The sequence below is a fragment of the Bradyrhizobium tropiciagri genome, assembly GCF_018130505.1.
Classification (GTDB): domain Bacteria; phylum Pseudomonadota; class Alphaproteobacteria; order Rhizobiales; family Xanthobacteraceae; genus Bradyrhizobium; species Bradyrhizobium tropiciagri_B.
The window spans coordinates 124606-150430 of the sequence record NZ_JAFCKH010000001.1; the positions used below are offsets into that span (position 1 = coordinate 124606).

Genomic DNA, 25825 nt, shown 5'->3' on the forward strand with positions numbered 1-25825 from the left:
TCCATTCTCCACGGCAGTCTCGATCGGCGCCTCGGGTCTTGCGCCCATCATGAGCTTAGTGGCGTGGCCGGGTGAAATGTTCATTGCCTGCTGGTCGTTCGTTTCTCCCTGATCTCGGTGCACGAGCTCAGGTGTGACGGCGCGCACATTCGGAACCGAAAGCATCCGGCGCGCGATCGTACAGCTGTCATAAATTCGAAGCGGCTTCGGGAAATAGTTGCACTCACGCGATGCGCCTCCTAAGCTGAGATTGTGTCGTAGATGAAAACAATTTTAAGTTATTTGTTTCAGTTCCGTCCCTCTCCCAGTCCTCTGCGACATCGCGCGACTCAACCGCCATCATTGGAGGATTATCCATGGCCGAGTTCTGTCCACGCAGCATTCACTTCAAGCTCCTTGCGAAACAAGGCATCGTCGTCGACGTCACGGCGGTCGAAAATGCAGGCAATATAGATTTCACCGTTGAAGTGCTGGGCTCGCCGAGCAAGACCGCCGACCTTCGCGGTTTGTTTTTTCATCTCAACGAGAGCGATATTCCCGGACTGAAGATCATCGACAGCGACGGCGTCATCACGGATGAGCAGATCAAGGCGAACGGCGTCAGCAATCTCGGAGGCGGCGTCAACATGAACGGCGCCGCGGGGCCGTTCGACGTCGGCATCGCCTTCGGCACGCCCGGCAAGGGCCACGATCTCATCACCGGGCCGGTGCATTTCACGCTCGATGCCGCGCAGGACATCACGCTCGACGACATTGCGCATCTTCAGTTCGGCGCGCGGCTCACCAGCGTCGGCGACAAGATCACCGCGTTCGCTCCCGCCGCACCCGACGCGATCGATGACACCGGCACCACGCATGAGGACACGCCGGTGCAGCTCTTCGTGCTCGCCAACGATACCGATGCCGACGGCACCGCCTCGCTGAAGATCACCGAGATCCATCAGGAGCCCGGCGCCCACGGCACGGTGACGATCGCGGCCGACGGCAAGAGCCTGTTCTATACGCCGAACCACGATTTTGCCGGGCTCAATACCGATCCCAACAGCATCGACGATTCATTCACCTATTGCATCACCGATGCCAATGGCGGCGAGGACCACGCCACCGTCAACATGCACATCATTCCGGTCGCCGACCAGCCGACGATCAGCTTCGAAGTCCTCGCACCGCAGGACGGCGATCCCGTCAACGAGATCCGTCTCCATGTCACGGCGACGACGGCCGACATCGACGGCTCCGAGCTGCTCAGCAGTCTCGTCTTCGCCGACTTACCGGCCGGCGTGACCATGAGCGCCGGCGCCATCACACACTCGCTCGTCGACGGTGTCAGGGATTCCGCCTCCGAGGATGTCGTGCTGTTCCTGCCGACCGATCATTCGAGCAATTTCGATTTCTCGGTGACGGCGACCGCCGACGAAAACGGCAATGGCGATCCCGACACGGCATCGGTCATGGCCTCAAAACACATCCAGCTGGATGTCGCGCACAATGCGACGCAGGAGACGTTCACGGCGACCAACCAGAGTATCTGGGACCCGAGCCTGCCCGGCGGCATCGATGACAGCCGCTTTCTCGGCATCGACGTCAGCGGCGATCCCGGCGTCGATCTCGAACCGCTTGGGTCGGCCGGCGGACATTACGAGCTGAAGGTCGGCTTCCAGTCGACGTTGCACGCCACGCTGGGCGATATCGACGCGACGCTGCCTTACGACATCACGATCGACACCGCCTACAACAGAACCACCGACTCGCTCCTGATCACGCCCAACGACGCGCTGGCGTCCGGCGGGTTCTTCAACACCACCGGTCCCGGCGGCTCTTACAACCTCGACTTCATCTTCCATGCGCTGCTGTCGGCACACGCCGACATAGCAGGTATCGGGGGCAGCGCGACCGTCGGGCCGCTTGATCTCGGCTTCAACATCTTCGGCATCGACAGCGCGACGTTCAGCGACACGATCGATATCCCGCCGCTCAATCCGGTGGCGACGCTCACCCTGCAGTGGCCGCAGGTCGATACGGTCGGCTCCCAGAACGGGGTGAACAGCCTGCATTCCGACGGGGCAAGCCCTGACATCGTCAACCTCAACGTCGACATGGTCGCGCTGGCGCTTGCCGCACTCGGCATCAGCCCGAACCCGCTCGACCTCGGCTTCGTCAACCTGCTCAGCCTGTCGGTCAACGGCGGCGTCAACATGACCCAGCATTTCGATCTCACCTCGCTCGGTCTCGATGCCTCGCTGAAACTGGAGGACAACACGATGATTCCGGTGACGTTCGGCACGCCGCTCGACGTCATCCAGAACGCCTCTACACATGACACCAATCACGACGGGCTGATCGGCATGGACCTGCTGCTGACGCCCCACGTCGACCTGACCAACCACACGGGAATTGGATTCAACGTCGGCGCATCGCTCGACCTGCTCAAATTCCCGGACCCCGTGGGAACACTGGTCAGCCTGGGCGGCGATTTCCCGCTCGGGGAAATTCCGATCTATACGAACACGTTCGGGCTCGATTTCGACTCGCAGAACTACCTGCTGTCGGCCTGACCGTTATCAGACTACGGCTGTCAGGGTCGCGTCACAAGAAATGGCCGCGGTATCCCGCGGCCATTGCGGCGGCCTGCAACCCTCCTGAACCAGAGGGGTGGCTACTTTGCATGGGGTTGTTCTTCAGCTTTTGCGCCTGCGGTATCCCCATACAAAAAGGGCCGCCCCGTCGGGCGGCCCTTTGGTCTCACTCAAAGCTGCGACGGTTACTCGGCGGCCTGCTTCTGCGGCGGATCGAGCGCGCCGGAATCGTGGATCTCGGCGACCTGGTGGTCGGAGAAGCCGAGCACCTGGCGCAGGATCTCGTCGGTGTGCTCACCGAGCAGCGGCGAGCGCTGCACGTCGCTCGGCGAATCCGACAGCTTGATCGGGTTGCCGACCGAGAGGTACTTGCCGCGGGTCGGGTGATCGACCTCGACCACGGTGCCGGTTGCGCGCAGCGACTCGTCCTCGGCGATCTCCTTCATCGACAGGATCGGGCCGCAGGGGATGTCGTCCTTGTTGAGGATCTCCATCGCCTCGAACTTGGTCTTGGTCATCGTCCACTGCTCGATGCGGGCGAAGATCTCGTTGAGGCGCGGCAGGCGGGCCGGCGGCTTGGCGTAGTTCGGATCGGTCTTCCAGGTCGGCTCGCCGATCACGTCGCAGATCTTCTCCCAGACCGGGGCCTGGGTGATGAAGTAGATGTAGGCATTCGGGTCGGTCTCCCAGCCCTTGCACTTCAGGATGCGGCCGGGCTGGCCGCCGCCGGAATCGTTGCCGGCGCGCGGCACGGCGTCGCCGAACGGGATGCCTTCGCCGAACTGGCTGTATTCCTTGAGCGGGCCGTGGGCGAGGCGCTGCTGGTCGCGCATCTTGACGCGGGCGAGGTTGAGCACGCCGTCCTGCATCGCGGCGGTGACCTTCTGGCCCTTGCCGCTATGGGTGCGCTGGTAGAGCGCGGTGACGATGCCGAGCGCGAGATGCAGGCCGGTGCCGCTGTCGCCGATCTGCGCGCCGGTGACCAGCGGCAGGCCGTCGCGGAAGCCGGTGGTCGAGGCGGCGCCGCCGGTGCACTGCGCGACGTTCTCGTAGACCTTGCAGTCCTCATACGGGCCGGGGCCGAAACCCTTGATCGAGGCGACGATCATCTTCGGGTTGATGGCCTGGATCTTCTCCCAGGGGAAGCCCATGCGATCGAGCACGCCGGGGCCGAAGTTCTCGACCAGCACGTCGCAGCTCTTGATCAGAGCCGTGAGCACTTCCTTGCCCTTCGGGTTCTTGGTGTCGAGCGTGATCGAGCGCTTGTTGTGGTTCAGCATGGTGAAATACAGGCTGTCCACGTTCGGGATGTCCTGCAGCTGGCCGCGCGTGATGTCGCCGACGCCGGGGCGCTCGACCTTGATCACGTCGGCGCCGAACCAGGCCAGCAATTGCGTGCAGGTCGGCCCCGACTGGACGTGGGTGAAATCGAGAATGCGAACGCCCTTGAGCGCCTTTGTCATGTCGTTTGCTCCGTACTCTGTCTGTCTGCCCCTGCACCCGCAGGGAGTGATTGGGGTTAGGGGGTGACTTACTTCTTCTTCTGCAACACGCTCTGCGGATTGAGATTGCCGATGCGGCCGCTCTCCGAGCCGGCGGCCGGATCGATCACCGCGTTGATCAGGGTCGGCTTGCCGGAATCCAGCGCCGCATTGACCGCGCGCTTCAATTCGTCGGGCGAGGTCGCGTTGATGCCGACGCCGCCGAACGCTTCCATCATCTTGTCGTAGCGCGAGCCCTTGACGAACACCGTGGTGGCCGGATCGTCGCCGGCGCTGTTGACGTCGGTGCCGCGATAGATGCCGTCATTGTTGAAGATCACGACGCAGATCGGCAGCTTGTAGCGGCAGATGGTCTCGACCTCCATGCCCGAGAAGCCGAACGCGCTGTCGCCTTCGACCGCCAGCACCGGGTGGCCGGTCTCGATCGCGGCCGCGATCGAATAGCCCATGCCGATACCCATCACACCCCAGGTGCCGACGTCGAGCCGCTTGCGCGGCTTGTGCATGTCGACGACGCCGCGGGCGAGGTCGAGCGTGTTGGCGCCTTCGTTGACGAAGATGGTCTCCGGACGCTCCGCGATGATCGCACGCAGCGCGCCGAGCGCACCGTGATAGTCCATCGGGGAGGCGTTGCTCATCAGCTTCGGCGCCATCTTGGCGACGTTGTCGTCCCGCTTCTTGGCGACGGTGGCGAGCCAATCGCTCGGCGCCGCCGTCCAGTTCGCGCCCATGCCGTCGAGCAGCGCGGTGACGCAGGAGCCGATATCGCCGACCAGGGGAGCGACGATCTCGACGTTGGAATCCATTTCCTTCGGCTCGATATCGACCTGGATGAATTTCTTCGGGGCGTCGCCCCAGGTCTTGCCCTTGCCGTGCGAGAGCAGCCAGTTGAGGCGGGCGCCGACCAGCATCACGACATCGGCGTCCTTCAGCACGGTCGAGCGCGCCGCGCCCGCGCATTGCGGATGCAGGTCGGGCAGCAGGCCCTTGGCCATGCTCATCGGCAGGAACGGCACGCCGCTCTTCTCGATGAAGGTCTTGATCGCTTCATCCGCCTGCGCATAGGCCGCGCCCTTGCCGAGGATCACCAGCGGCCGCTTGGCGTTCTTCAGCACCTCGAGCGCGCGCTTGACCGCCGACGGAGAGGGGAACTGCTCGGGTGCCGCGTCGATCACCTTGACCAGCGACTTCTGGCCGGCGTCGGCGTTCATCACCTGGCCGAACAGCTTGGCCGGCAGATCGAGATAGACGCCGCCCGGACGGCCCGACACTGCGGCGCGGATCGCGCGGGCCAAACCGATACCGATGTCCTGGGCGTGCAGCACGCGGAACGCGGCCTTGCACAGCGGCTTGGCGATCGCGAGCTGGTCCATCTCCTCATAGTCGCCCTGCTGCAGGTCGACGATCTCGCGCTCGGAGGAGCCCGAGATCAGGATCATCGGGAAGCAGTTGGTGGTGGCGTGGGCGAGCGCCGTGAGGCCGTTGAGGAAGCCGGGTGCCGACACCGTGAGGCAGACGCCGGGCTTCTTGGTCAGGAAACCGGCGATCGAGGCCGCATAGCCGGCGTTCTGCTCGTGGCGGAACGACAGCACGCGAATGCCTTCCGCCTGGGCCATGCGGCCCAGGTCTGTGATCGGGATGCCCGGCACACCATAGATGGTGTTGATGCCGTTGAGCTTGAGCGCATCGATGACGAGATGGAAGCCATCGGTGAGCTCTTGCTCGGTGCCCGGTGCCTCGGACTTCACAGCGGTATTCAGCATCGGCATCGTCTCCCTGACGTTCTTGTTCGGACGATCTGTTGTCGTCTGAAGCGAGTGGACTTAAGTGAACAGTTCCTGGCCGTGCGCCTCGACATAAGCCGCAAGGCCAAGGGTGTGGTCGCGGGCCCGCTTTTCGGCGAGCTCGGTGTCGCGTGCTTCCAGCGCCTCGATCATCCCGAGATGCTCGGGCAGCGAGGTCGCGGTGCGGTCCTTGCGGCCGATCGTGAGCTGGCGATAGCCGCGCACGTGCAGCAGCAGGTCATTGGTGAGGTCGACCAGAACAGGCGATTCCGACAGCGAGATCAGCGCCTGGTGGAAGGCGATGTTGGCCTTGGAATATTCCTCGACGTGATCCTGCGGCAGCCGGTCGGGGCCGAAATCCTTGAAGAAGTCGCGCAGCGCCGTGATGTCCTTCTTGCGCGCGGTGGTGGTGATCAGGCGCGCGGCCATGCTTTCCAGCGCGGCCCAGGCGCGGATCATGTCGACGATCTCGGCCTTGGTGCGGCGGACCACGACGATGCCGCGGCGCGGCACGGTCTTCACGAAACCGTCCTGCTCGAGCATCGCGATCGCTTCGCGGATCGGCGTGCGGCTGACACCGAGACGTTCGGACAGCGCGCGCTCGTCGAGCATTACCGGCTCCGGCGTCGCATAGATGTCCATCTTCAGAATCGCCTCTTTCAAGGCCTCATAGGCCTTGTTCTTGAAGCTCGTCTCCGGCGCGATCCGGACGATGGCGATGTCAGTGTCAGCCATGTTGGGCGACGCCTTGGTCTGCGTTGGTTCGGGCACGATTCGTCTCCTCCTCTTGGAGACGCCTTCTTAGCAGAAGAAAGTACCGTAGTTTTTGGCATGCCAAATACCAGGATGTCAAGACGTGCATTTTTTCGGCGTTTTTGAGTGGTCTGCCACCTTGACAATTGCTTCTCTGGCATACCAAATGCCATAAAATTTGTCCCAGGAGGAAGCCTATGTCAAACTCAAAGGATGCGGTCCGCAAAGTTCTCGATGCGGTGAAGGCCGATAAACGCACGAGTCTCACCGCGCCCGAGGGCAAGGTGGTGTGTGATGCCTACGGCATTCCAGTGCCGAAGGAGGGCGTCGCCAAGTCGGCCGCCGAAGCCGCCCGGATCGCTTCCGACATGGGCTTCCCGGTCGTGATGAAGATCGTGTCTCCGGACATTCTCCACAAGACGGAAGCCGGCGGTGTCGTGGTCGGCGTCAAGACCGCTGCCGACGCCGAGAAGAGCTACGAGACGATTCTCGCCAACGCCAAGAAGTACAAGGCCGACGCCAAGATCGACGGCATCCAGGTGCAGCAGATGCTGGGCGGCGGCACCGAGGTGATCGTCGGCTCGATCACCGACGGCTCGTTCGGCAAGCTGGTCGCCTTCGGCCTCGGCGGCGTGCTGGTCGAGGTCCTCAAGGACATCACCTTCCGTCTCGCGCCGGCGACCAAGGACGATGCGCTGTCGATGCTCGACGGCATCCAGGCCCATGAGATGCTGAAGGGCGTGCGCGGCGGCGAGCCCGTCAACCGCGAGGCACTTGCCGACGTCATCGTCAAGGTGTCGCAGCTGGTCAGCGATTTCCCCGAAATCGTCGAGCTCGACCTCAATCCGGTGTTCGCCACCAGCAAGAACGCGATCGCGGCCGACGTCCGCATCGTCGTCGACTTCGACTACAAGCCGCGCCCGGCGCCGCGTCCGACCGAAGAGATCGTCGCGGCAATGAGCCGCATCATGCAGCCGAAGGGCGTCGCCGTGATCGGCGCTTCCGCCGAGGACGGCAAGATCGGCAACTCCGTGATGAAGAACCTCATCAACGGCGGCTATAAGGGCGAGATCTATCCGATCCACCCGAAGGCAGCGGAGATTCTCGGCTACAAGGCCTACAAGAGCGTCAAGGACGTCCCCGGCGTGATCGACACGGCGGTGTTCGCGATCCCGGCCAAGTTCGTCGCCGGCGCGCTCGCCGAATGCGGCGAGAAGAAAATCCCCGGCGCGGTGCTGATTCCGTCGGGCTTCGCCGAAGCCGGCGCGCCCGAGCTGCAGGCCGAGATCGTCGAGGTCGGCAAGAAGTACAACATCCGCCTGATGGGGCCGAACATCTACGGCTTCTATTATACGCCGGCCAATCTCTGCGCGACCTTCTGCACCGCCTATGACGTCAAGGGCCACGCCGCGCTGTCGTCGCAGTCGGGCGGCATCGGCATGGCGATCATCGGCTTCTCGCGCTCGGCCAAGATGGGCGTCTCCGCGATCGTCGGTCTCGGCAACAAGTCGGATATCGACGAGGACGATCTGCTCGCCTTCTTCGAGCAGGACCCCAACACCAATCTGATCGCGCAGCACTGCGAGGATCTGAAGGACGGCCGCGCCTTCGCGGAGGCGGCCAAGCGTGTCGCCAAGAAGAAGCCGGTGGTCGTGCTCAAGGCGGGCCGCACCTCGGCCGGCGCGAAGGCGGCCTCGTCGCATACCGGCGCGCTCGCCGGCAACGACAAGATCTATGAGGACGTGTTCAAGCAGTCCGGCGTGATCCGGGCGCGCAGCCTGCGGCAGCTGCTCGAATTTGCCCGCGGCGTGCCGGTACTGCCGACGCCGAAGGGCGAGAACGTCCTGATCATCACCGGCGCCGGCGGCTCCGGCGTGCTGCTCTCCGACTCGGTCGTCGACAACGGCCTCTCGCTGATGCAGATGCCGCCGGATCTCGATGCGGCCTTCCGCAAGTTCATCCCGCCGTTCGGCGCCGCAGGAAATCCTGTGGATATCACCGGTGGCGAGCCGCCGATCACCTATGTCAACACGGTGAAGCTCGGCCTGTCGGATGAGCGCATCCACGCGCTGATCCTCGGTTATTGGCACACCATCGTGACGCCGCCGATGGTGTTCGCGCGCAACATGGTCGAGGTGAAGAAGGAGATGGAGGCCAAGGGCTTCGTGAAGCCGATGGTCGCCTCGCTTGCCGGCGACGTCGAGGTCGAAGAGGCCGCCGAATATCTCTATCAGAACGGCATCCCGGCCTACGCCTATTCGACCGAACTGCCGGTCGAGGTGCTCGGCGCCAAGTACAAGTGGGCGCGCGGCGCGGGCCTGCTCTGATCTGATCGACACGTCGATGCCGCTTCGGACGTCATCCGAAGCGGCATCGAACCGGTTAACGGCATCCGAGAAATCGGGGCCTGTCGGATAATTCGGCTTTAACGGGGGCCGAATAGACCATCTCCTGCAACGGTCTGATGCCTGGATGGCGCCGGATGTTGCGTCGGCAGGAGGCACTTACCCCGTCATGTCAGCTCAACTCGATTTGGATTTTGCCAGCGACGATCAGGCCAGGGCGCAGATCGACGCGGCAGTGAGCTATCTGCTCAGGAACGCCGCCGGCGCGGCGCGCGACCATGTCGTCGAGACGATCATCGAGACGGTTCGCGGCGTCGCCAGCCGGTCGCCCGATTCCGCGGCCACATCGAACCGGTCGCTGATGATCGGCGTCACCTACCGGGATTTCGTGATCGATGCCTATCGGCGCGATGTCGATCGCTGGCGCGCGACCATCCGCCGCTCCAACGGCAAGAAAATCCGGATCGCGTTCCCACCGTCGGTGCGCGACGAGGCAACGACGACGTCGGATGCGATCACCGCCGAGAAGGCCGTCGAGTTCGCAAGGCGCGCGATCGACCTCGGCGAAGTGCTCTGATCCGCGAGCCGTAGCCGCAAAAGTCGGGCTGACGGCCGCGGAGCCTATGCCTGGGACGCGCGATGTGCTCCGATGCGGCGGCTGCTCCCGTTCCGGAGCCGTTTCCCAGGTGAGAATAGCCATGCCTTCCTCTGATCTCCGCTCGCCGCGTCTCGCGGTCCTGATCGACGCCGACAATGCCTCTGCGAAGATCGCCGACGGGCTGTTCGAGGAGATCGCCAAGATCGGCGAAGCCAGCGTTCGCCGCATCTACGGCGACTTCTCCAGTGCCCGATCCAAAGGCTGGGCCGACGTGCTGTCCAAGCACGCCATCATTCCCCAGCAGCAGTTCGCCTACACGACTGGGAAGAATGCGTCCGACATCACCCTGGTCATCGACGCCATGGACCTGCTGCACAGCGGCCGTTTCGATGGCTTCTGTCTGGTGTCGTCGGACAGCGACTTCACCCGTCTTGCCGCCCGCATCCGCGAGCACGGCATCGACGTGTTCGGGTTCGGCGAGCAGAAGACGCCGGAGAGCTTCCGGCAGGCCTGCCGCAGATTCGTCTACACCGAGAACCTGCGCGGCGGCGCGACCAGCAACCAGGACGCGGCCGTGCGCGCCCAGCCGTTGCAGCCGCCGGAGGCAGCAACGCCGATCATCAAGAACGTCATCAGCCAGATGGCAAGCGAGGACGGTTGGGTGACGCTCGGCGAAGTCGGGCGCCAGCTTGCCAACCTCGCGTCCGATTTCGATCAAAGGACTTACGGCTTCCGCACCCTGAGTGATCTGGTGCGCAAGACCAACGCGTTCGAGATCGATCAACCCAAGGGCGGGGCGATGCGCATCCGCATCAAGCCTGCGGCCGCGCCGCAGCCAAGAGCACCTCGGAGACGGCGAGCCCCGCCAAAACCTCCGGAATGAAAAGTACGCCGCGCGCGACTGCGGAAGATCTGATTCAACGTCGGCCTGAACCAATCATGAATGCTGCTTCGGGATGATCCGGGGCGGCATTTCAATCGTGCCTGGAACCGGCGGAACCGCGTCTCGCGCATGATGATACCCGCGTCGGAACCGGAACGTTCTCATACCTCTGGATGTTGAGGGGCATCGGTCAACCCGGAGGAGAGAATCATGAACAAGCGTCTTACCGTTTCCCTTGTTGCCGCGTCGCTGCTCGCGTCCGGTTCGGCCCTTGCGCAGTCGACCACGGCTGCGGGGGCGGCGAACGGCGCGCGGGCAGGTCACGACATCGCAGGCCCCGTGGGCGAGATCGTCGGCGGTACGGTTGGTGCAGCCGTCGGCGCCGGTCTCGAAATCCCGAACGCAGTGATCGGCGCGATCCCACGTGACGAGCCGTCGGTGGTGGTGCGCGAGCGCGTAGTGGTCGGCGAGCCGCTGCCCGACACGGTCGTGCTGCATCCGGTGCCGCGCTACAAGGAGTATCGCTACGCGATCGTCAACGATCGTCGTGTGATCGTGGAGCCGCGCACCCGCCGGGTGATCAGGGTCATCGACTGACGCGACAAAGCCATGCTCCCGCTTGCGGCGCCAAACATTGCTTCGCTTCGCTCGCAATAACGGATGACAACAATCCTCGCGGGCTCATCGGCCCGCGGGGATCATTTTTCGGCTCCGCCATGACCAGCGGCATGGCACGGCCGCGCTTTTGGCATGCTGGGCCCGCTTGGCCTGACTGTCCGATCACATAGACTGCCCCAAACGGATGACGCGACCTGCGTCCGCCGAAAAATCCTGGGGAGGACAATATGGGTCGGAAGATCGCAATCGTCGGGGCGGGCGCCGTCGGCGGCTACGCCGGTTCGCACATGGTGCAGGCGGGTGAGGACGTCACCTTCATCGATCCGTGGCCTGAGCATGTCGAGCACATGCGCAAGCACGGACTGCGCGTCACCCACGCGATGGATGTCGCCGAATTCTCGGTCCCGGTCCGCGCGCTGCACGTCACCGACGCGCAGCAGCTCGCCAAGGAGCGGCCGGTCGACATCGCCTTCGTCTGCATGAAATCCTACGACACCGCCTGGGCCACCATGCTGATCCGGCAATACCTCGCGCCGGACGGCTATGTGGTGTCGCTGCAGAACTGCATGAACGAGGAGACCATCGCCGGCGTGGTCGGCTGGGGCAAGACGCTCGGCTGCATCGCCAGCAGCATCACGGTCAATCTGCCGGAGCCCGGCCACATCCATCGCGGCGCCGGCAAGGGCGGCGCGGCGCACACCGTGTTTCGCGCCGGCGAGGTGCACGGCCGCATCACGGCGCGCGCCAAGGAGGTATGCCGCCTGGTCGGCTATTCCGACAGCGCCAAGGTGACCGAAAACCTTTGGGGCGAGCGCTGGTCAAAACTGGTCGCCAACGCGATGCAGAACGGGCTGTCGGCCTGCACCGGCTTGCCGGGTGGCGAGATTCTTGCGAGCGAGCCGCTGCGCCGCTTCTCGACGCGGCTCGGCAGCGAGGCGATCCGCGTCGGCCAGGCCCACGGCTATCAGCTCGAGGAGGTCTTGCACCTGCCGCCGGAGACGATCGCCCGCGCCGGCGAGGGGGACGAGGCCGCAATACACGCTTGCGACGAGCAGCGCTTCAAGGATTCCAAACGCACCTCATCCGCGCAGCGCCCCTCGATGGGCCAGGACATGCAGAAGGGCCGCCGCACCGAGATCGAATTCCTCAATGGCTTCGTGGTGCGCGAGGGCGAGAAGCTCGGCATCGCCTGCGCCGCCAACGCTGCGCTGACCGACATCGTCAAGCGCGTCGAGCGCGGGGAGCTGAAGGCGGATCCGAAGCATATTACTGAGCTGCGGATGAACTGAGGTAGAGTTGGGCAGCTAAACCCGCCTCTCGCTCCGTGTCGTACCCCGCGCATGCGGGGTATCCAGTATGCCGAGGCCTCTCGGCTCAAATACAGGCGTCTCTGGGATACTGGATCGCCCGGTCGAGCCGGGCGATGACAGCGAGTGAGACGGCAGGCTTGCTCCACGTCATAGCACTTGCGGCAGTCGATTGCCTACAACGGCTGCCTCACGCCCATGCCGTGCATGAACCGCTCGCGGATCTGCACCGGATCGCGCCGTGTGGTGCCGGTGCCGGGCTTGTCGTCGATGCGGACGCCGATCAGCGTCGGCACGGTGGCGCTCATCGACTGCTCGATCAGGCGCTCGAAATCATCCTCGTCGGCGGCCCAGGAAGAGTTGGCAAGGCCGCTCGCCACTGCGACCGCGATGAGGTCGGTATGGCCGGCGGCCGGGGTCGGCTGGCTGCCGGTGATCTGGTAGATGCCGTTGTCCATCACCACCATGGTGAGGTTCTTCGGTGCCAGCGTGGCGATGGTCGCGAGGCAGCCGAGCTGCATCAGCAGCGAGCCGTCGCCTTCCAGCGCGAACACGCGGCGCTTGGGCTGCGCCAGCGCGACGCCGAGCGCGATCGGGAAGGCGAGGCCCATGCTGCCCAGCATGTAGAAGTTCTCCGGTCGATGGCCGGCGGCCCAGAGGTCGAAATTGGTGTTGCCGATGCCGCCGATCACGGCCTCGTCCTTCAGCTTCGTGACGAGACGCTGGGTGAGATCGAAGCGGTTCATCACCTTGGTGTTGCGCGCTTGTGTGTTGGTCATGGCTGCGCTCACTTGTTGAACACTTTGCCGCCGGTGAGCAGCGGATTGAGGATCAGCGCCACCGGCGCCTGGGTGGTGATGGCCTGCTTGATCGAGCGGTCGGCGATGAATTCGAGCTCGTCGAGCCGGGTGATGGTGTGGTGCTCCATCGCGAGCGAATCCAGCACCGGGCGCATGGTGCGGCAGACCAGCGCCTGGCCGTAATTGAACTCGCCGAGCGTGCCGCGCTCGGAGACGAACATGATCAGCGGAATCTGGTAGGGCACCGCGAGCGAGGCCAGCACGTTGGCGAGCGTGGCGAAGCCCGAGGTCTGCATCAGCACCGCGCCGCGCATCCCGGCCATCCAGGCGCCGGAGACGATGCCGACGGCCTCTTCCTCGCGCGCGGTCGGAAACGTATTGAAATAGGGATCGGCGTGCAGGTTCTTGATCAGCGGCGTCAGCACCTTGTCGGGCACATAGGGCGTGAGCCGGATCTCGTTGCGCTTCAGTGTCTCGAGCACGATGCCGTGCCAGGTCGGCGCTGTGCCCTGGGCTGAGCTTTGTTCCGTGGCGGCAGCCATCCTGTTCTCCCTGAACGCGCGACGCTGAACGGCCGCTTGCGAGGGCCAAAACTTGACGCGGCGCATGCGATTGTCAACATGCCCCGGCCGCAACGCGATCTGCGGAATTCGGCGGTCCGGCTGCCGGTCCGACATGCGATACAGACGGCAACGATAACGACGGGAGGCGTGCATGGCCGGATGGATCTGGCGGACGGCCATTGGGCTGGCTGCGATGTTCGCGGCCGGCGTCGCATCGGCCCAGCCGTTCCCGTCAAAGGCCGTTCACATTCTCGTCCCTTATCCGCCCGGCGGCGGCGTCGACGTGCTGACGCGCACGCTCTCCGACGTCGTCTCAAAGAGCTGGGGCCAGTCGATCGTGGTCGAGAACCGGCCGGGCGCCGGCGGCGTGATCGCCTCGCAGGCGATCGCAACCTCCGCGCCCGATGGTTACAATCTGATCATGGTGGCGAGCGGCCACGCCACCAATCCGTTCCTCTATCCGAAGCTGCCCTACGACACGTTCAAGGACTTTTCGCCGGTCTCGCTGCTGGCGTCGTCGCCGAACGTGCTCTTGGTGCGCGCGGACTCGCCGTTCAAGTCGGTCGGCGACATCATCGCCGCGGCGAAGGCGAAGCCCGGCAGCCTGTCGTTCGCCCATGCCGGCAACGGCACCTCGACGCATCTCGCCGGTGAGCTGCTCAACAACCTGGCAACGATCAATCTGGAGCCGATCCCCTACAAGGGCGGCGCGCCCGCGATCAACGATCTGCTCGGCGGGCAGATTCCGATGTCGTTCAACAACGGACCTGAATCGGTCGGACAGCTGCAGGCCGGCACGGTGCGCGCGCTCGCGGTGACGACCGGCTCCCGTGCGCCGTTCCTGCCCGATGTGCCGAGCATGTCGGAGACCGTGCCGGGCTACGACACCGAGGTGTGGTGGGGCCTGCTCGGTCCCGGCGGCATGCCCGCCGATCTCGTGGCAAAGATCTCGCGCGATTTCGTCGCGGCGCTGAACACCGATGCGGTGAAGGAGCGGCTCGGCAAGCTCGGCGCGATCCCGATCGGTTCTGCGCCGGACAAGTTCGCGGCCAAGATCAAGGCCGACTACGACAAATGGGGCCCGATCATCAAGGCCGCCGGCATGAAGGCGGAATGAACTGATGGCTGCGTCAGAGATTCCCGCCTGCCTGCCGCCGCGTCCGGTGACGCCGCCCGGCGAAAAGCTGCCGCCGAAGGCCTGCGACACGCATGCGCATGTGTTCGGCCCGGCGGACCGCTTCCCCTATGCCGCCGATCGCAGCTACACGCCGCCGGACGCGCCGCTGCAGGACTATCTCGGTATGCTCGATGCGCTCGGCTTCGCGCGCGGCGTGCTGGTGCAGGGCAGCGCGCATGGCCGCGACAATTCGGCGATGCTGGATGCGCTGCAGCGCGAGCCGGCACGGCTGCGCGGCGTCGCGGTCGCCGATGCCGACGTCGCGCCGGGCACGCTGCGGCAATGGCATGTGCTCGGCGTCCGCGCGCTGCGCTTCAATCACTTCTTCCGCGACGGGCAGCTGCACTATCGCGGCGGCATCCCGTTGAGCGTCGCCGAAACCCATGCGCCTGTCATGGCCGAACTCGGCTGGCATCTGCAGCTCTGGATCGATGTAAAGGATCTGCCGGCGACGATCCCGACGCTGAAGGCGCTGGGCATGCCGGTCGTCGTCGATCACATGGGCCGCACCGACGCGCGTGCTGGGGTCAACACCGCGGGCTTTCAGAGCCTGCTGCGCGCCCTCGGCGAGGGCTGGTGCTGGTCGAAGCTGTCGGGCGCGCATCGCCTCAGCCAGCGGGCGCCGGACTATCCCGATGCGCGGCCGTTCCACGAAGCGCTGGTCGCGGCCAACCCTGAACGGCTGGTGTGGGGCGGTGACTGGCCGCATCCTCGGGTCGAGGGCGAGATGCCCGACGCCGGCCACCTGCTGACGCTGTTCCAGCGATGGACGCCCGATGCCACGAACCGCCAGCGCATCCTCGTCGACAATCCCGCACGACTCTATGGCTTCCCCAACTGAAAGCTGCCCGCAGACATGACCGTCAACAACAAGCGCGTGTTCTACGTCAAATACCTCGCCCACGAGATCTACGTCGACATCATGAAGCAGCGGCCGGACGTCCGGCTCGACCGGATCGAGAACGAGACGCCGGAGGCGACGTTTGCGCCGATCCTTGCCGATGCGCATGCTTACCAGATCGGCGCCGCGCGCGACGAGCTGGCGCCGCACTTCCATGCCCATGCCGAGCTGCTCAAGCGTGCGCCGAACTTGCTGGTCGTGTCCTCGAACGGCGCGGGCTTCGATCCGGTCGACGTCGAGGCCTGCACCAAGGCTGGCGTACTCGTCGTCAACCAGTCCGGCGGCAATGCCAATTCGGTCGCCGAGCACGCGCTCGCCATGATGCTCACGCTGTCGAAGCGCATCATCCAGTCGGACCGGACGCTACGCCGCGAGCGCAACGTCAACCGCAATGATTTGATCGGCAACGAGCTGAAGGAGAAGACCGTCGGCATCGTCGGTCTCGGCAATGTCGGCCGCCGCATCGCCGAGCTGTGCAAGGGCCTGCTGCACATGAAGGTGATCGCCTACGATCCCTATCTCACCGCGGAGGAGATGGCGAAGCGGGGTGGGGAGAAGGTCGAGCTCGACGATCTCCTGCGCCGTTCGGATTTCGTCTCGATCTCGTGCCCGCTGGACGGCAAGAGCCGGAATATGATCTCGACCCGCGAATTCGCGCTGATGCAGCCGCACGCCTATTTCGTCACCACCGCGCGCGGCTTCATCCATGACGAGAAGGCGCTTGAGGAGGCGCTGCGCGAAAAGCGCATCGCCGGCGCCGGGCTCGACGTCTGGGCCAAGGAACCGCCGCCGCCGGATCATCCGCTGCTGCAGTTCGACAACGTGCTGGCCAGCCCGCACACCGCCGGCGTCACCCGCGAGGCCCGCATCAACATGGGCCGCATCGCCGCCGAGCAGCTGCTCGACGCCCTCGACGGCAAGCGCCCGCCGCGGATCATCAATCCGGAAGTGTGGCCGGTGTATGCGAAGCGGTTCGAGAAAGCGTTCGGGTTTATGCCGGGGTAGCCCCGTCGCCGGGCGCACGGTCAAAACAGCGAGAACAACCCCATGCAAAGTAGCCGGCGGCTGCCAGCAACTTGACATGTCGGGCAACTCAGATGTATTATTCCATTATTCCGAAACTGTGCCTGATCTGCCCAGGGGGAACCCGATCTGCTTGTGCGGGCACGGTGAAGGTGCGGAACTGCGCCGCAGTCCGATGTTATTTCCTCCGCGATATCGACGGCTTAGCCGAGGGCGGCGCGGAGTTATCCCCACTGCGAACAGGCGCACGGTTTCGCGTCGAATTAACTCAACTCGACCTCGCGACCGTGCTAATGCGTGACCCCCGGGCTCTGCCGGTTTCAGCAGGGAGGGTTCCATGTCACGCTTCGTCGTCCACTTCATGAAGGACGTGCTCGGTGGCAATGGCCGCCAGCGCGAGGTCTGCCAGGGCGCGCTCGAGATCGACGCGCTGAGCGAAGGTCAGGCCACCGAAATGGCCAAGATCAAATTCTGTCAGGAACAGTCGCTGTGCGACTGGTCGCTGCGTGCCGACCGCGTCCGGATCGAAGCGGCCGATTTGCACGTGACCTGAGTCAGGTCGAATAGCAACTACATGCACACGTACTTCCTCTCCCGCTTGCGGGAGAGGTGCGGCGCGACCGAAGCCCAGCGCGGCCGGGCGCTGCCGCTCATTCCTCCGGCAGGATGCGCACTGCGCCCTTGGCCGCGCTGCTGGCGAATGCGGCATAGGCCTTTAGCGCGGTCGACACCGCGCGCTTGCGCGGCGCGGCCGGCCTCCAGGCCGCCTTGCCCTTCGCGACCATTGCCGCACGGCGGCGCGTCAGCTCGGCATCGTCGACCTTGAGGTTGACCTTGCGGTTCGGGATGTCGAACTCGATGACGTCGCCTTCCTCGACCAGACCGATCAGTCCGCCTTCGGCGGCTTCCGGCGAGACGTGGCCGATCGACAGGCCCGACGAGCCGCCGGAGAAGCGGCCGTCGGTGATCAGCGCGCAGGCCTTGCCGAGGCCCTTCGACTTCAGATAGCTGGTCGGATACAGCATCTCCTGCATGCCCGGGCCGCCGCGCGGACCCTCATAGCGGATCAGCACGACATCGCCGGCCTTCACCTTGTTGCCGAGGATGGCGTCGACCGACGCGTCCTGGCTCTCGAAGATGCGGGCCGGGCCGGAGAATTTCAGAATGCTCTCATCGACGCCGGCGGTCTTCACGATGCAGCCGTCCTCGGCGAGGTTGCCGAACAGCACGGCGAGACCGCCGTCCTTGGAATAGGCATGCTCGGCGCTGCGGATGACACCCTTGGCCCGGTCGAGATCGACCTCGTCGAAGCGGCGATCCTGGCTGAAGGCTTCCTGGGTCGGCACGCCGCCCGGTGCCGCCATGTAGAAATTGCGCACCTTGTCGCTCGTGGTACGCACCACGTCCCAACGGTTCAGCGCATCGTCGAGCGTCGCGCTGTGCACGGTCGGCCCTTCGGTCGTGATCAACTTGGCGCGGTCGAGCTCGCCGAGGATCGCCATGATGCCGCCGGCGTGATGCACGTCCTCCATGTGGACGTCCTGCACCGAAGGGGCGACCTTGCACAGCACCGGCACCTTGCGCGAGAGCCGGTCGATGTCGGCCATCGTGAACGGCACCTCGCCCTCGCGCGCGGCGGCGAGCAGATGCAGCACGGTATTGGTCGAGCCGCCCATCGCGATGTCGAGCGTCATCGCGTTCTCGAACGACTTGAAGCTCGCGATATTGCGCGGCAGCACCTTGGCATCGTCCTGCTCGTAGTAGCGGCGGGCGAGGTCGACGATCAGATGGCCGGCCTCGACGAACAGGCTCTTGCGGTCGGCATGGGTTGCCAGCACCGAGCCGTTGCCGGGCAGCGCGAGGCCGAGCGCCTCGGTCAGGCAGTTCATCGAGTTCGCGGTGAACATGCCGGAGCAGGAGCCGCAAGTCGGGCAGGCCGAGCGCTCGATCACCTCGACCTCTTCATCGGTGACGTTGGCGTCGGCGGCCGCGACCATCGCGTCGATCAGGTCGACCGCGCGCTTCTTGCCCTTGAGCAGGATCTTGCCCGACTCCATCGGGCCGCCCGAGACGAACACGGTCGGGATGTTGAGCCGCAGCGTCGCCATCAGCATGCCGGGCGTGATCTTGTCGCAGTTGGAGATGCACACCATCGCGTCGGCGCAATGCGCGTTGACCATGTATTCAACGCTGTCGGCGATCAGCTCGCGCGAGGGCAGGCTGTAGAGCATGCCGTCATGGCCCATCGCGATGCCGTCATCGACCGCGATGGTGTTGAACTCCTTGGCGACGCCGCCGGCCTTCTCGATCTCGCGTGCGACGAGCTGGCCGAGATTCTGCAGATGGACGTGGCCGGGAACGAATTGCGTGAAGGAATTGACCACCGCGATGATCGGCTTGCCGAAGTCCTCGTTCTTCATGCCGGTGGCGCGCCAGAGGCCGCGAGCACCCGCCATGTTGCGGCCGTGGGTGGTGGTGCGGGAGCGATAGGCGGGCATGGTAAATCCTTCTCAAATCCTTGGGCTATGGGCGCTTTTTTAGGAAGACGGCGTTCCTTATGCCTGCCTGAGGCCGTTGATTCAAGCGCGGAACCGCATGGCTGAACCCCGCTGACAGGCGCGATCGCGAGAGTGCGAAGCTGCGTCCCCACCACCGCTGTCATCGCCCGGCTCGACCGGGCGATCCAGTACGCCGCGGCTTCTCGGCTCAAGCACTGCTGCCTCTGGAATACTGGATCACCCGGTCGAGCCGGGTGATGACGCCGCGTTGTGTGGCGGGCGGAGCCGCAGAACCCTGTAGCCCGGACGAGCGAAGCGACATCCGGGAGCGGTGTCAGTTGCGGCCCCGGATATCGCTTCGCTCATCCGGGCTACGGGTCTGCTTGAAGTCGGGCCGCACCACTGCCGTCATCGCCCGGCTCGACCGGGCGATCCAGTACGCCGCGGCCTCTCGGTTCAACAACGACTGCCTCTGGAATACTGGATCACCCGGTCGAGCCGGGTGATGACGCCGGGTTGTGTGGCGGGCGATGCGAAACCAACCGACCGTCGTTCTGGCATTCGCCAGGACGACGGTGGGGTTGGGGCGCCACCACCCTTGACAATTATTTTAAGTATAAAATAATATCCGGCATCGGCACGCTGGAGAGCATTGCCCCGGCGCCGCCAAACGGGAGATCGCCATGCGCATCGTTTGCATTGGGGGCGGGCCGGCCGGGCTCTATTTCGGCATCCTGATGAAGATGCTGGATCCTGCGCACCGGATTTCCGTGGTCGAGCGCAACCGGCCGTACGACACGTTCGGCTTCGGCGTCGTGTTCTCCGATGCGACCATGGACAACATGCGCAAATGGGATCCGACCACCGCCGACACGATCGAGCAGGCGTTCAATCACTGGGACGACATCGAGGTCCTGATCAAGGGCCGCCGCATGCGCACCACCGGCCACGGCTTCGTCGGCATCGGCCGCAAGCGGCTGCTCAACATCCTGCAGGCGCGGGCGGAGGAACTCGGCGTCGAGCTGATCTTCGAGCGCGAGGTGAATTCCGATCTCGAATTTCCCGACGCCGATCTGATCGTCGCCTGTGACGGCGTGAACTCGAAACTGCGCGTCAAATACGCCGATGATTTCAAGCCCGACATGCAGATGCGGCCGAACCGCTACATCTGGCTCGGCACCAAGCGCCCGTTCGACGCCTTCACCTTCGACTTCCGCAAGACCGAGCACGGCTGGTTCCAGGCGCACATCTACAAGTTCGAGGAGGGCGCAGCGACCTTCATCATCGAGACCACCGAAGAGGCCTATCTCGCCCACGGTCTCGACAAGATGGAGCAGGACGCGTCGATCGCGTTCTGCGAGAACGTGTTCGCCGAGATACTCGAGGGACATTCGCTGGTCTCCAATGCACGCCATCTGCGCGGCTCGGCCTGGCTGTCATTCCCGCGGCTGATCTGCGGCAAGTGGACGGCGTTCAACGGCAGCAGCCATGTCGTGCTGATGGGCGATGCCGCCCACACCGCGCATTTCGCGATCGGCTCGGGCACCAAGCTCGCGCTGGAGGACGCGATCGAGCTGACCAACCAGTTCAAGATCCACGGCGCCGCGAAGGAGAACATTCCCGCGGTGCTGGCCGCCTATGAGGCGCTGCGCCGGGTCGACGTGGCGCGGATCCAGAACGCGGCGCGCAACGCCATGGAATGGTTCGAGGTGGCCGGCTCGCGCTATGCCGATACGCTGGAGCCGGAGCAGTTCATGTATTCGCTGCTGACGCGCTCGCAGCGCATCAGCCACGAGAATCTGCGGCTGCGCGACAAGGCCTGGCTGGAAGGCTATGAGCGCTGGTTCGCCGAGCGCAACGGCGTGCCTGTCAGCAACGACCGCGTCACGCCGCCGATGCTGACCCCGTTCCACATCCGCGGCCTGTCGCTCAACAACCGCATCATCGTCTCGCCGATGGCGATGTATTCGGCGGAGGAGGGCGTGCCGAGCGATTTCCATCTGGTGCATTTCGGCTCCCGCGCGCTCGGCGGCGCCGGCCTGTTGTTCACCGAGATGACCTGCGTCTCGCCCGAGGCGCGGATCACGCCCGGCTGCTGCGGGTTGTGGAACGATGAACAGGCGGCGGCCTACAAGCGCATCGTCAACTTCGTGCACGGCAATTCGCAAGCGCGGATCGGCATCCAGCTCGGCCATGCCGGCCGCAAGGGCTCGACCTGCGTCGCCTGGGAAGGCATGGACGCGCCGCTGCCTGACGGCAACTGGCCGCTGGTGTCCGCTTCGGCGGTTCCTTACCTGCCTGACGGCCAGGTGCCGGAGCCGATGACCCGCGCCGAGATGGACGAGGTGCGTGACCAGTTCGTCGCCGCGGCCATGCGCGCGGCAAAGGCGGGCTTCGATATTCTCGAGCTGCACTGCGCCCACGGCTATCTGCTGTCGAGCTTCCTTTCGCCGCTGACCAATCGCCGCACCGATGCGTATGGCGGCTCGATCGAGAACCGCGCGCGCTATCCGCTGGAGGTGTTCCGCGCGATCCGCGCGGTGTGGCCGGCGGACAAGCCGATGTCGGTCCGGCTGTCCTGTCACGATTGGGCCGAGGGCGGCAACACGCCGGAGGACGCGCTCGCCTTCGCGCGATTGTTCAAGGAGGCCGGCGCCGATCTGATCGATTGCTCGTCGGGTCAGGTCTGGGCCGATGATCATCCGGTCTACGGCCGGCTCTACCAGACGCCGTTCGCCGACAAGATCCGCAACGAGCTCGGCATCGCCACCATCGCGGTCGGCGCGATCTCGGAAGCCGATCACGCCAACTCGATCATCGCCGCCGGACGCGCCGATCTCTGCGCCATCGCCCGGCCGCATCTCGCCGATCCCGCCTGGACGCTGCACGAGGCCGCGAAGATCGGCGTCAAGTCGATCGCCTGGCCGAAACAGTATCTGTCGGGCAAGCCGCAATACGAGGCCAACCTCGAACGCGCAGCCGCCGGAGGCAAGGCATGACGCGGTTCTGGCCCAACGCCCATGCGTTCGTCACCGGCGCCGGCTCCGGCATCGGCGCCGCGACCGCTATCGCGCTCGCCAAATCGGGCGTGCGCGTCAGCATCGCCGGCCGCCGGATCGATGCGTTGAAGGCGACCGCCGCGATGCTCGGCGAGCAGGCGGGCGCCGTCGTCGCGATTGACGTGACGGTTGAAGCGGCGGTGCGCAAGGGCGTCGCGCAGATCGAGGCCGCGGCCGGCCCGATCGATATCCTCGTCAACAATGCCGGCAAGGCCGGCAGCGCGCCGTTCGACAAGACGGATGCGGCGCTGTGGGCGGATATGATCGCGAGCAATCTCACCAGCGTCTTTCTGGTGACGCAGGCGGTGCTATCAGGCATGGCCAAGCGTGGCCGCGGCCGGGTGATCAATGTCGCCTCCACCGCGGGCCTCACCGGTTATGCCTATGTCCCGGCCTATGTCGCGGCCAAGCATGGCGTCGTCGGCCTGACGCGCTCGCTGGCGCTGGAATATGCGCGGCGCGGCGTCACCATCAACGCGGTCTGCCCCGGCTATACCGACACGCCGCTGGTGGCGGACGCCACCGCCAACATCGTCGCCAAGACCGGCCGCAGCGAGGACGAGGCGCGCGCGGCGTTGGCGAAGGTCAATCCGATGCAGCGGCTGGTGACGCCGGAGGAGGTGGCCGATGCCATCCTCTGGCTCGCGTCCGAAGGCGCAGCATCAATCAACGGACAAGCCGTCGCGGTCGCCGGCGGCGAAGTCCTTACCGGGTGAAGGAACACAACATGTCCGAGATGAAAGCAAAGCTCCGTGCATTCAGGGATTATCCCGCGAAGCACTTCCGCTGGGAGACCGACGCCAGCGGCCGCGTCGCGACCATCACGCTGAACCGCCCGGACAAGAAGAACCCGCTGACGTTCGAGTCCTACGAGGAGCTGCGCGATCTCTTCACCAATCTCAAATACGCCTCCGACGTCCGCACCATCGTGCTGACCGGCGCCGACGGCAATTTCTGCTCGGGCGGCGACGTGTTCGAGATCATTGAGCCGCTGACGCGGATGGCGATGCCGGACCTGCTCGCCTTCACCCGGATGACCGGCGAGGTGGTGCGCGCGATGCGCAAATGTCCGCAGATCATCGTCGCCGCGATCGACGGCGTCTGTGCCGGCGCCGGCGCGATGCTGGCGCTGGCCTCCGATCTTCGGCTGGCGACGCCACAGGCCAAGACCGCGTTCTTGTTCACCCGCGTCGGCCTTGCCGGCGCCGACATGGGCGCGTGCGGCCTGTTGCCACGCGTGATCGGGCAGGGCCGCGCCGCCGATCTGCTCTATACGGGCCGTGCAATGAGTGCGGACGAAGGCCTGGCGTGGGGTTTTCACAATCGCCTGGTGCCGTCGGCCGAACTCGCCGGCGCCGCGCACGACCTTGCGCGCTCACTCGCCGACGGCCCGTGGTTTGCGCATGGGGTGACAAAAACCATGTTCAACCAGGAATGGGCGATGGGTGTCGACGAGATGATCGAGTCCGAGGCGCAGGCGCAGGCGATCTGCATGGTCACCGGCGATTTCCGCCGCGCCTTCGACGCGTTCGCCGCCAAGCAGAAACCGGTGTTCGAGGGCAATTGAGATGATCGAGATATTGCAACCGGACGGATGGGCTAAGCCGGCCGGCTACGCCAACGGCGTCGCCGCGCGGGGCAAGCAGATCTTCATCGCCGGCCAGATCGGCTGGAATGGGCAATGCGTGTTCGAGACCGATGATCTCGTCGCGCAGATCGGGCAGACGCTGCGGAACATCGTCGCGGTCGCCGCGGCCGGCGGCGCGGGACCGGAGCACATCGTGTCGATGACCTGGTTCCTGCTCGACCGCAAGGAATACTCGGCGCGGCTGAAGGAGATCGGCGCCGTCTACCGCGACGTCATGGGCCGGCGCTTTCCGGCGATGACCGCGATCCAGGTCTCCGGCCTGATCGAGGACCGCGCCAAGGTGGAGATCCAGGCCATCGCCGTGGTGCCGGATTGATGGGGCGCACCTCAGGGTGACGGGCGAACAGCGATGCAACACATCCACTGTCGTCCCGGCCTTCGCCGGGACGACAGCGAATGTGCTGCGAGAATGTTAATCCTAAGCCAAAAACACGTCGGCTTCGCTCGCGCCCGGGACAACAAACCCGCTTGCGGCCCGACGCTCGCGCATGCGACCCTAGGCGGAGCTGGTTAACCGTCCTGTTGTGAGTGGAGTAAGGGACGATGAAAGCGATTATCGTCGGAGGCGGCATCGGGGGCCTCACCACTGCGCTGATGCTGCGTGCGCGCGGCATCCAGTGCGAGCTTTACGAACAATCCGAGACCATCCGCGAGCTCGGTGTCGGCATCAACACGCTGCCGCATGCGATCCGCGAGCTTGCGGGCCTCGGCCTGCTCGACAGGCTCGACGAGGTCGCGATCCGCACCTATGAGCTGTTCTACCTGACGCGGCATGGCCAGCAGGTCTGGCACGAGAAGCGTGGGCTCGATGCCGGCCACGAGGTGCCGCAGTTTTCCATCCATCGCGGCCGCCTGCAGGGCGTGATCCATCAGGCGGTGATCGAGCGTCTCGGCGCCGAGGCGATCCGCACCGGCTGCCGGCTCGGCTCCTTCACGCAGGACGAGGGGGGCGTCTCGGCCTATTTCTTCGATCGCAGCGGCAGCCATGTGCACACCGCGCGCGGCGACATCCTGATCGGCGCCGACGGCATTCATTCAAAAGTGCGGCAGACGCTGTTCCCCGACGAGGGCGGGCCGTGCTGGAACGGGCTGATGCTGTGGCGCGGCGCTACCGACTGGCCGACGTTCCTGACCGGACGCTCGATGATCATCGCCGGCGGGCTCAATGCGAAGGCCGTGATCTATCCGATCGCGCCGGGATCGAGCCCGGCAAGCCGGCTCACCAATTGGGCGGTGCTGGTGCGGATCGGCGATGGCTCCTCGCCACCGCCGCGCCGCGAAGGCTGGTCGAACCTCGGCCGCCGCGAGGAGATGATGCCTTACGTGACGAGCTTCACCATCCCGCAGGTCGACTTCGCCGGCTTGATCAACGCGACGCCGGAGTTCTGGGAGTATCCGTGCTGCGACCGCGATCCCTTGCCCTACTGGTCGAGCGGCCGCGTCACGCTGCTCGGCGACGCCGCGCATCCGATGTATCCGGTCGGCTCGAACGGCGCATCGCAGGCGGTGCTCGACGCGCGGTGCCTCGCGGACATGCTGGCGCGATCGGAGCATCCGCGCCAGGCGCTGGCTGCCTATGAGCGGCAGCGTCTGCCGATGACCGCCGACGTCGTCGCCTCCAACCGCCGCGGCGGGCCCGAGGGCGTGATCGACGCCGTCGAGCAGCTCGCGCCGCAGGGCTTTACCGACGTCGACACCATCCTCAATTACGAGGCCCGCGAGGCGATCGTGCGCGGCTATGCGGCCAAGGCCGGCTTTGCCGCGCGCGTGGTGGCGCGGCAGTAGGGACG

At 65.2% G+C, this 25825-nt stretch carries 21 protein-coding genes; 15 read left to right on the forward strand and 6 right to left on the reverse strand.

What is annotated here, in order from left to right; all coding sequences use genetic code 11:
- Positions 1-356: 356 nt before the first annotated feature.
- A complete protein-coding gene (locus JQ633_RS00505; RefSeq protein ID WP_211981235.1) occupies positions 357-2555 on the forward strand; it encodes an Ig-like domain-containing protein in 2199 nt (732 codons plus the stop codon).
- A 206-nt stretch (positions 2556-2761) separates the two neighbouring features.
- Here JQ633_RS00505 and frc read toward each other — a convergent pair whose 3' ends face one another.
- The 3 genes from frc to JQ633_RS00520 all read right to left on the reverse strand — a co-directional run bounded on the left by frc (position 2762) and on the right by JQ633_RS00520 (position 6597).
- Positions 2762-4039 (reverse strand): formyl-CoA transferase, encoded by a 1278-nt coding sequence (frc, locus tag JQ633_RS00510; protein WP_211981237.1) that lies wholly within the window; start codon positions 4037-4039, stop codon positions 2762-2764.
- Positions 4040-4107: 68 nt separating this feature from the next.
- Entirely contained in the window at positions 4108-5841 is a 1734-nt protein-coding gene (gene oxc / locus JQ633_RS00515) for an oxalyl-CoA decarboxylase (protein WP_211981244.1), read from the reverse strand.
- Positions 5842-5901: 60 nt separating this feature from the next.
- Positions 5902-6597: a GntR family transcriptional regulator gene (locus JQ633_RS00520; protein WP_211982702.1), complete on the reverse strand. Its 696-nt coding sequence runs from the start codon at positions 6595-6597 to the stop codon at positions 5902-5904.
- 215 nt (positions 6598-6812) lie between these two features.
- On the opposite strand from JQ633_RS00520, the gene JQ633_RS00525 reads away from it, so the two are divergent.
- The 5 genes from JQ633_RS00525 to JQ633_RS00545 all read left to right on the forward strand — a co-directional run bounded on the left by JQ633_RS00525 (position 6813) and on the right by JQ633_RS00545 (position 12348).
- Entirely contained in the window at positions 6813-8942 is a 2130-nt protein-coding gene (locus JQ633_RS00525; RefSeq protein WP_211981246.1) for an acetate--CoA ligase family protein, read from the forward strand.
- Positions 8943-9129: 187 nt separating this feature from the next.
- Entirely contained in the window at positions 9130-9537 is a 408-nt protein-coding gene (locus JQ633_RS00530; RefSeq protein WP_211981248.1) for a hypothetical protein, read from the forward strand.
- Positions 9538-9658: 121 nt separating this feature from the next.
- Positions 9659-10441, forward strand: a complete 783-nt coding sequence (locus JQ633_RS00535; RefSeq protein ID WP_211981250.1) for an NYN domain-containing protein — start codon at positions 9659-9661, stop codon at positions 10439-10441.
- A 210-nt stretch (positions 10442-10651) separates the two neighbouring features.
- Positions 10652-11038 (forward strand): DUF1236 domain-containing protein, encoded by a 387-nt coding sequence (locus JQ633_RS00540; RefSeq protein WP_211981252.1) that lies wholly within the window; start codon positions 10652-10654, stop codon positions 11036-11038.
- A gap of 248 nt (positions 11039-11286) precedes the next feature.
- Positions 11287-12348 (forward strand): ketopantoate reductase family protein, encoded by a 1062-nt coding sequence (locus JQ633_RS00545; RefSeq protein WP_211981253.1) that lies wholly within the window; start codon positions 11287-11289, stop codon positions 12346-12348.
- Between the two features lie 194 nt (positions 12349-12542).
- On the opposite strand, the gene JQ633_RS00550 is transcribed toward JQ633_RS00545, so the two are convergent.
- Together JQ633_RS00550 and JQ633_RS00555 are read right to left on the reverse strand one after the other, a co-directional pair.
- Positions 12543-13145, reverse strand: coding sequence for a thiamine pyrophosphate-dependent enzyme (locus JQ633_RS00550; RefSeq protein ID WP_211981255.1), 603 nt, complete (start codon positions 13143-13145; stop codon positions 12543-12545).
- An 8-nt stretch (positions 13146-13153) separates the two neighbouring features.
- Positions 13154-13708 (reverse strand): thiamine pyrophosphate-binding protein, encoded by a 555-nt coding sequence (locus JQ633_RS00555; protein ID WP_211981256.1) that lies wholly within the window; start codon positions 13706-13708, stop codon positions 13154-13156.
- Between the two features lie 172 nt (positions 13709-13880).
- On the opposite strand from JQ633_RS00555, the gene JQ633_RS00560 reads away from it, so the two are divergent.
- The 4 genes from JQ633_RS00560 (at position 13881) to JQ633_RS00575 (ending at position 17383) form a co-directional block, all read left to right on the forward strand.
- Complete coding sequence (locus JQ633_RS00560; protein ID WP_211981257.1) at positions 13881-14846, forward strand: Bug family tripartite tricarboxylate transporter substrate binding protein; 966 nt, start codon at positions 13881-13883, stop codon at positions 14844-14846.
- Positions 14847-14850: 4 nt separating this feature from the next.
- Complete coding sequence (locus JQ633_RS00565; RefSeq protein WP_211981258.1) at positions 14851-15747, forward strand: amidohydrolase family protein; 897 nt, start codon at positions 14851-14853, stop codon at positions 15745-15747.
- A 15-nt stretch (positions 15748-15762) separates the two neighbouring features.
- Positions 15763-16812: a hydroxyacid dehydrogenase gene (locus tag JQ633_RS00570; RefSeq protein WP_211981259.1), complete on the forward strand. Its 1050-nt coding sequence runs from the start codon at positions 15763-15765 to the stop codon at positions 16810-16812.
- A 355-nt stretch (positions 16813-17167) separates the two neighbouring features.
- Positions 17168-17383, forward strand: coding sequence for a hypothetical protein (locus JQ633_RS00575; RefSeq protein WP_211981260.1), 216 nt, complete (start codon positions 17168-17170; stop codon positions 17381-17383).
- A gap of 97 nt (positions 17384-17480) precedes the next feature.
- Here JQ633_RS00575 and ilvD read toward each other — a convergent pair whose 3' ends face one another.
- Positions 17481-19328: a dihydroxy-acid dehydratase gene (gene ilvD / locus JQ633_RS00580; protein WP_211981261.1), complete on the reverse strand. Its 1848-nt coding sequence runs from the start codon at positions 19326-19328 to the stop codon at positions 17481-17483.
- A gap of 683 nt (positions 19329-20011) precedes the next feature.
- Here ilvD and JQ633_RS00585 point away from each other — a divergent pair.
- The 5 genes from JQ633_RS00585 (at position 20012) to JQ633_RS00605 (ending at position 25820) form a co-directional block, all read left to right on the forward strand.
- Positions 20012-22327, forward strand: coding sequence for a bifunctional salicylyl-CoA 5-hydroxylase/oxidoreductase (locus JQ633_RS00585; protein WP_211981263.1), 2316 nt, complete (start codon positions 20012-20014; stop codon positions 22325-22327).
- Positions 22324-23103 (forward strand): SDR family NAD(P)-dependent oxidoreductase, encoded by a 780-nt coding sequence (locus JQ633_RS00590; protein ID WP_211981270.1) that lies wholly within the window; start codon positions 22324-22326, stop codon positions 23101-23103. The genes JQ633_RS00585 and JQ633_RS00590 overlap by 4 nt, the downstream gene beginning before the upstream one ends.
- Positions 23104-23114: 11 nt before the next feature.
- On the forward strand, positions 23115-23954 hold the full coding sequence (locus tag JQ633_RS00595; protein ID WP_211981272.1) for an enoyl-CoA hydratase family protein: 840 nt from the start codon (positions 23115-23117) through the stop codon (positions 23952-23954).
- A 1-nt stretch (position 23955) separates the two neighbouring features.
- Positions 23956-24351, forward strand: a complete 396-nt coding sequence (locus JQ633_RS00600; RefSeq protein WP_211981274.1) for a RidA family protein — start codon at positions 23956-23958, stop codon at positions 24349-24351.
- Positions 24352-24578: 227 nt separating this feature from the next.
- Positions 24579-25820, forward strand: coding sequence for a flavin-dependent oxidoreductase (locus JQ633_RS00605; protein WP_211981275.1), 1242 nt, complete (start codon positions 24579-24581; stop codon positions 25818-25820).
- Positions 25821-25825 lie beyond the last annotated feature (5 nt).

Coding starts and splice junctions, on each gene's coding strand:
- JQ633_RS00520 (WP_211982702.1), bottom strand. CDS start 6,597: ATGGCTGACACTGACATCGCCATCGTCCGGATCGCGCCGGAGACGAGC.
- JQ633_RS00545 (WP_211981253.1), top strand. CDS start 11,287: ATGGGTCGGAAGATCGCAATCGTCGGGGCGGGCGCCGTCGGCGGCTAC.
- JQ633_RS00525 (WP_211981246.1), top strand. CDS start 6,813: ATGTCAAACTCAAAGGATGCGGTCCGCAAAGTTCTCGATGCGGTGAAG.
- JQ633_RS00505 (WP_211981235.1), top strand. CDS start 357: ATGGCCGAGTTCTGTCCACGCAGCATTCACTTCAAGCTCCTTGCGAAA.
- JQ633_RS00555 (WP_211981256.1), bottom strand. CDS start 13,708: ATGGCTGCCGCCACGGAACAAAGCTCAGCCCAGGGCACAGCGCCGACC.
- frc (WP_211981237.1), bottom strand. CDS start 4,039: ATGACAAAGGCGCTCAAGGGCGTTCGCATTCTCGATTTCACCCACGTC.
- JQ633_RS00560 (WP_211981257.1), top strand. CDS start 13,881: ATGGCCGGATGGATCTGGCGGACGGCCATTGGGCTGGCTGCGATGTTC.
- JQ633_RS00565 (WP_211981258.1), top strand. CDS start 14,851: ATGGCTGCGTCAGAGATTCCCGCCTGCCTGCCGCCGCGTCCGGTGACG.
- JQ633_RS00590 (WP_211981270.1), top strand. CDS start 22,324: ATGACGCGGTTCTGGCCCAACGCCCATGCGTTCGTCACCGGCGCCGGC.
- oxc (WP_211981244.1), bottom strand. CDS start 5,841: ATGCTGAATACCGCTGTGAAGTCCGAGGCACCGGGCACCGAGCAAGAG.
- JQ633_RS00570 (WP_211981259.1), top strand. CDS start 15,763: ATGACCGTCAACAACAAGCGCGTGTTCTACGTCAAATACCTCGCCCAC.
- JQ633_RS00550 (WP_211981255.1), bottom strand. CDS start 13,145: ATGACCAACACACAAGCGCGCAACACCAAGGTGATGAACCGCTTCGAT.
- JQ633_RS00595 (WP_211981272.1), top strand. CDS start 23,115: ATGTCCGAGATGAAAGCAAAGCTCCGTGCATTCAGGGATTATCCCGCG.
- JQ633_RS00540 (WP_211981252.1), top strand. CDS start 10,652: ATGAACAAGCGTCTTACCGTTTCCCTTGTTGCCGCGTCGCTGCTCGCG.
- JQ633_RS00585 (WP_211981263.1), top strand. CDS start 20,012: ATGCGCATCGTTTGCATTGGGGGCGGGCCGGCCGGGCTCTATTTCGGC.
- JQ633_RS00535 (WP_211981250.1), top strand. CDS start 9,659: ATGCCTTCCTCTGATCTCCGCTCGCCGCGTCTCGCGGTCCTGATCGAC.
- JQ633_RS00600 (WP_211981274.1), top strand. CDS start 23,956: ATGATCGAGATATTGCAACCGGACGGATGGGCTAAGCCGGCCGGCTAC.
- JQ633_RS00605 (WP_211981275.1), top strand. CDS start 24,579: ATGAAAGCGATTATCGTCGGAGGCGGCATCGGGGGCCTCACCACTGCG.
- JQ633_RS00575 (WP_211981260.1), top strand. CDS start 17,168: ATGTCACGCTTCGTCGTCCACTTCATGAAGGACGTGCTCGGTGGCAAT.
- ilvD (WP_211981261.1), bottom strand. CDS start 19,328: ATGCCCGCCTATCGCTCCCGCACCACCACCCACGGCCGCAACATGGCG.
- JQ633_RS00530 (WP_211981248.1), top strand. CDS start 9,130: ATGTCAGCTCAACTCGATTTGGATTTTGCCAGCGACGATCAGGCCAGG.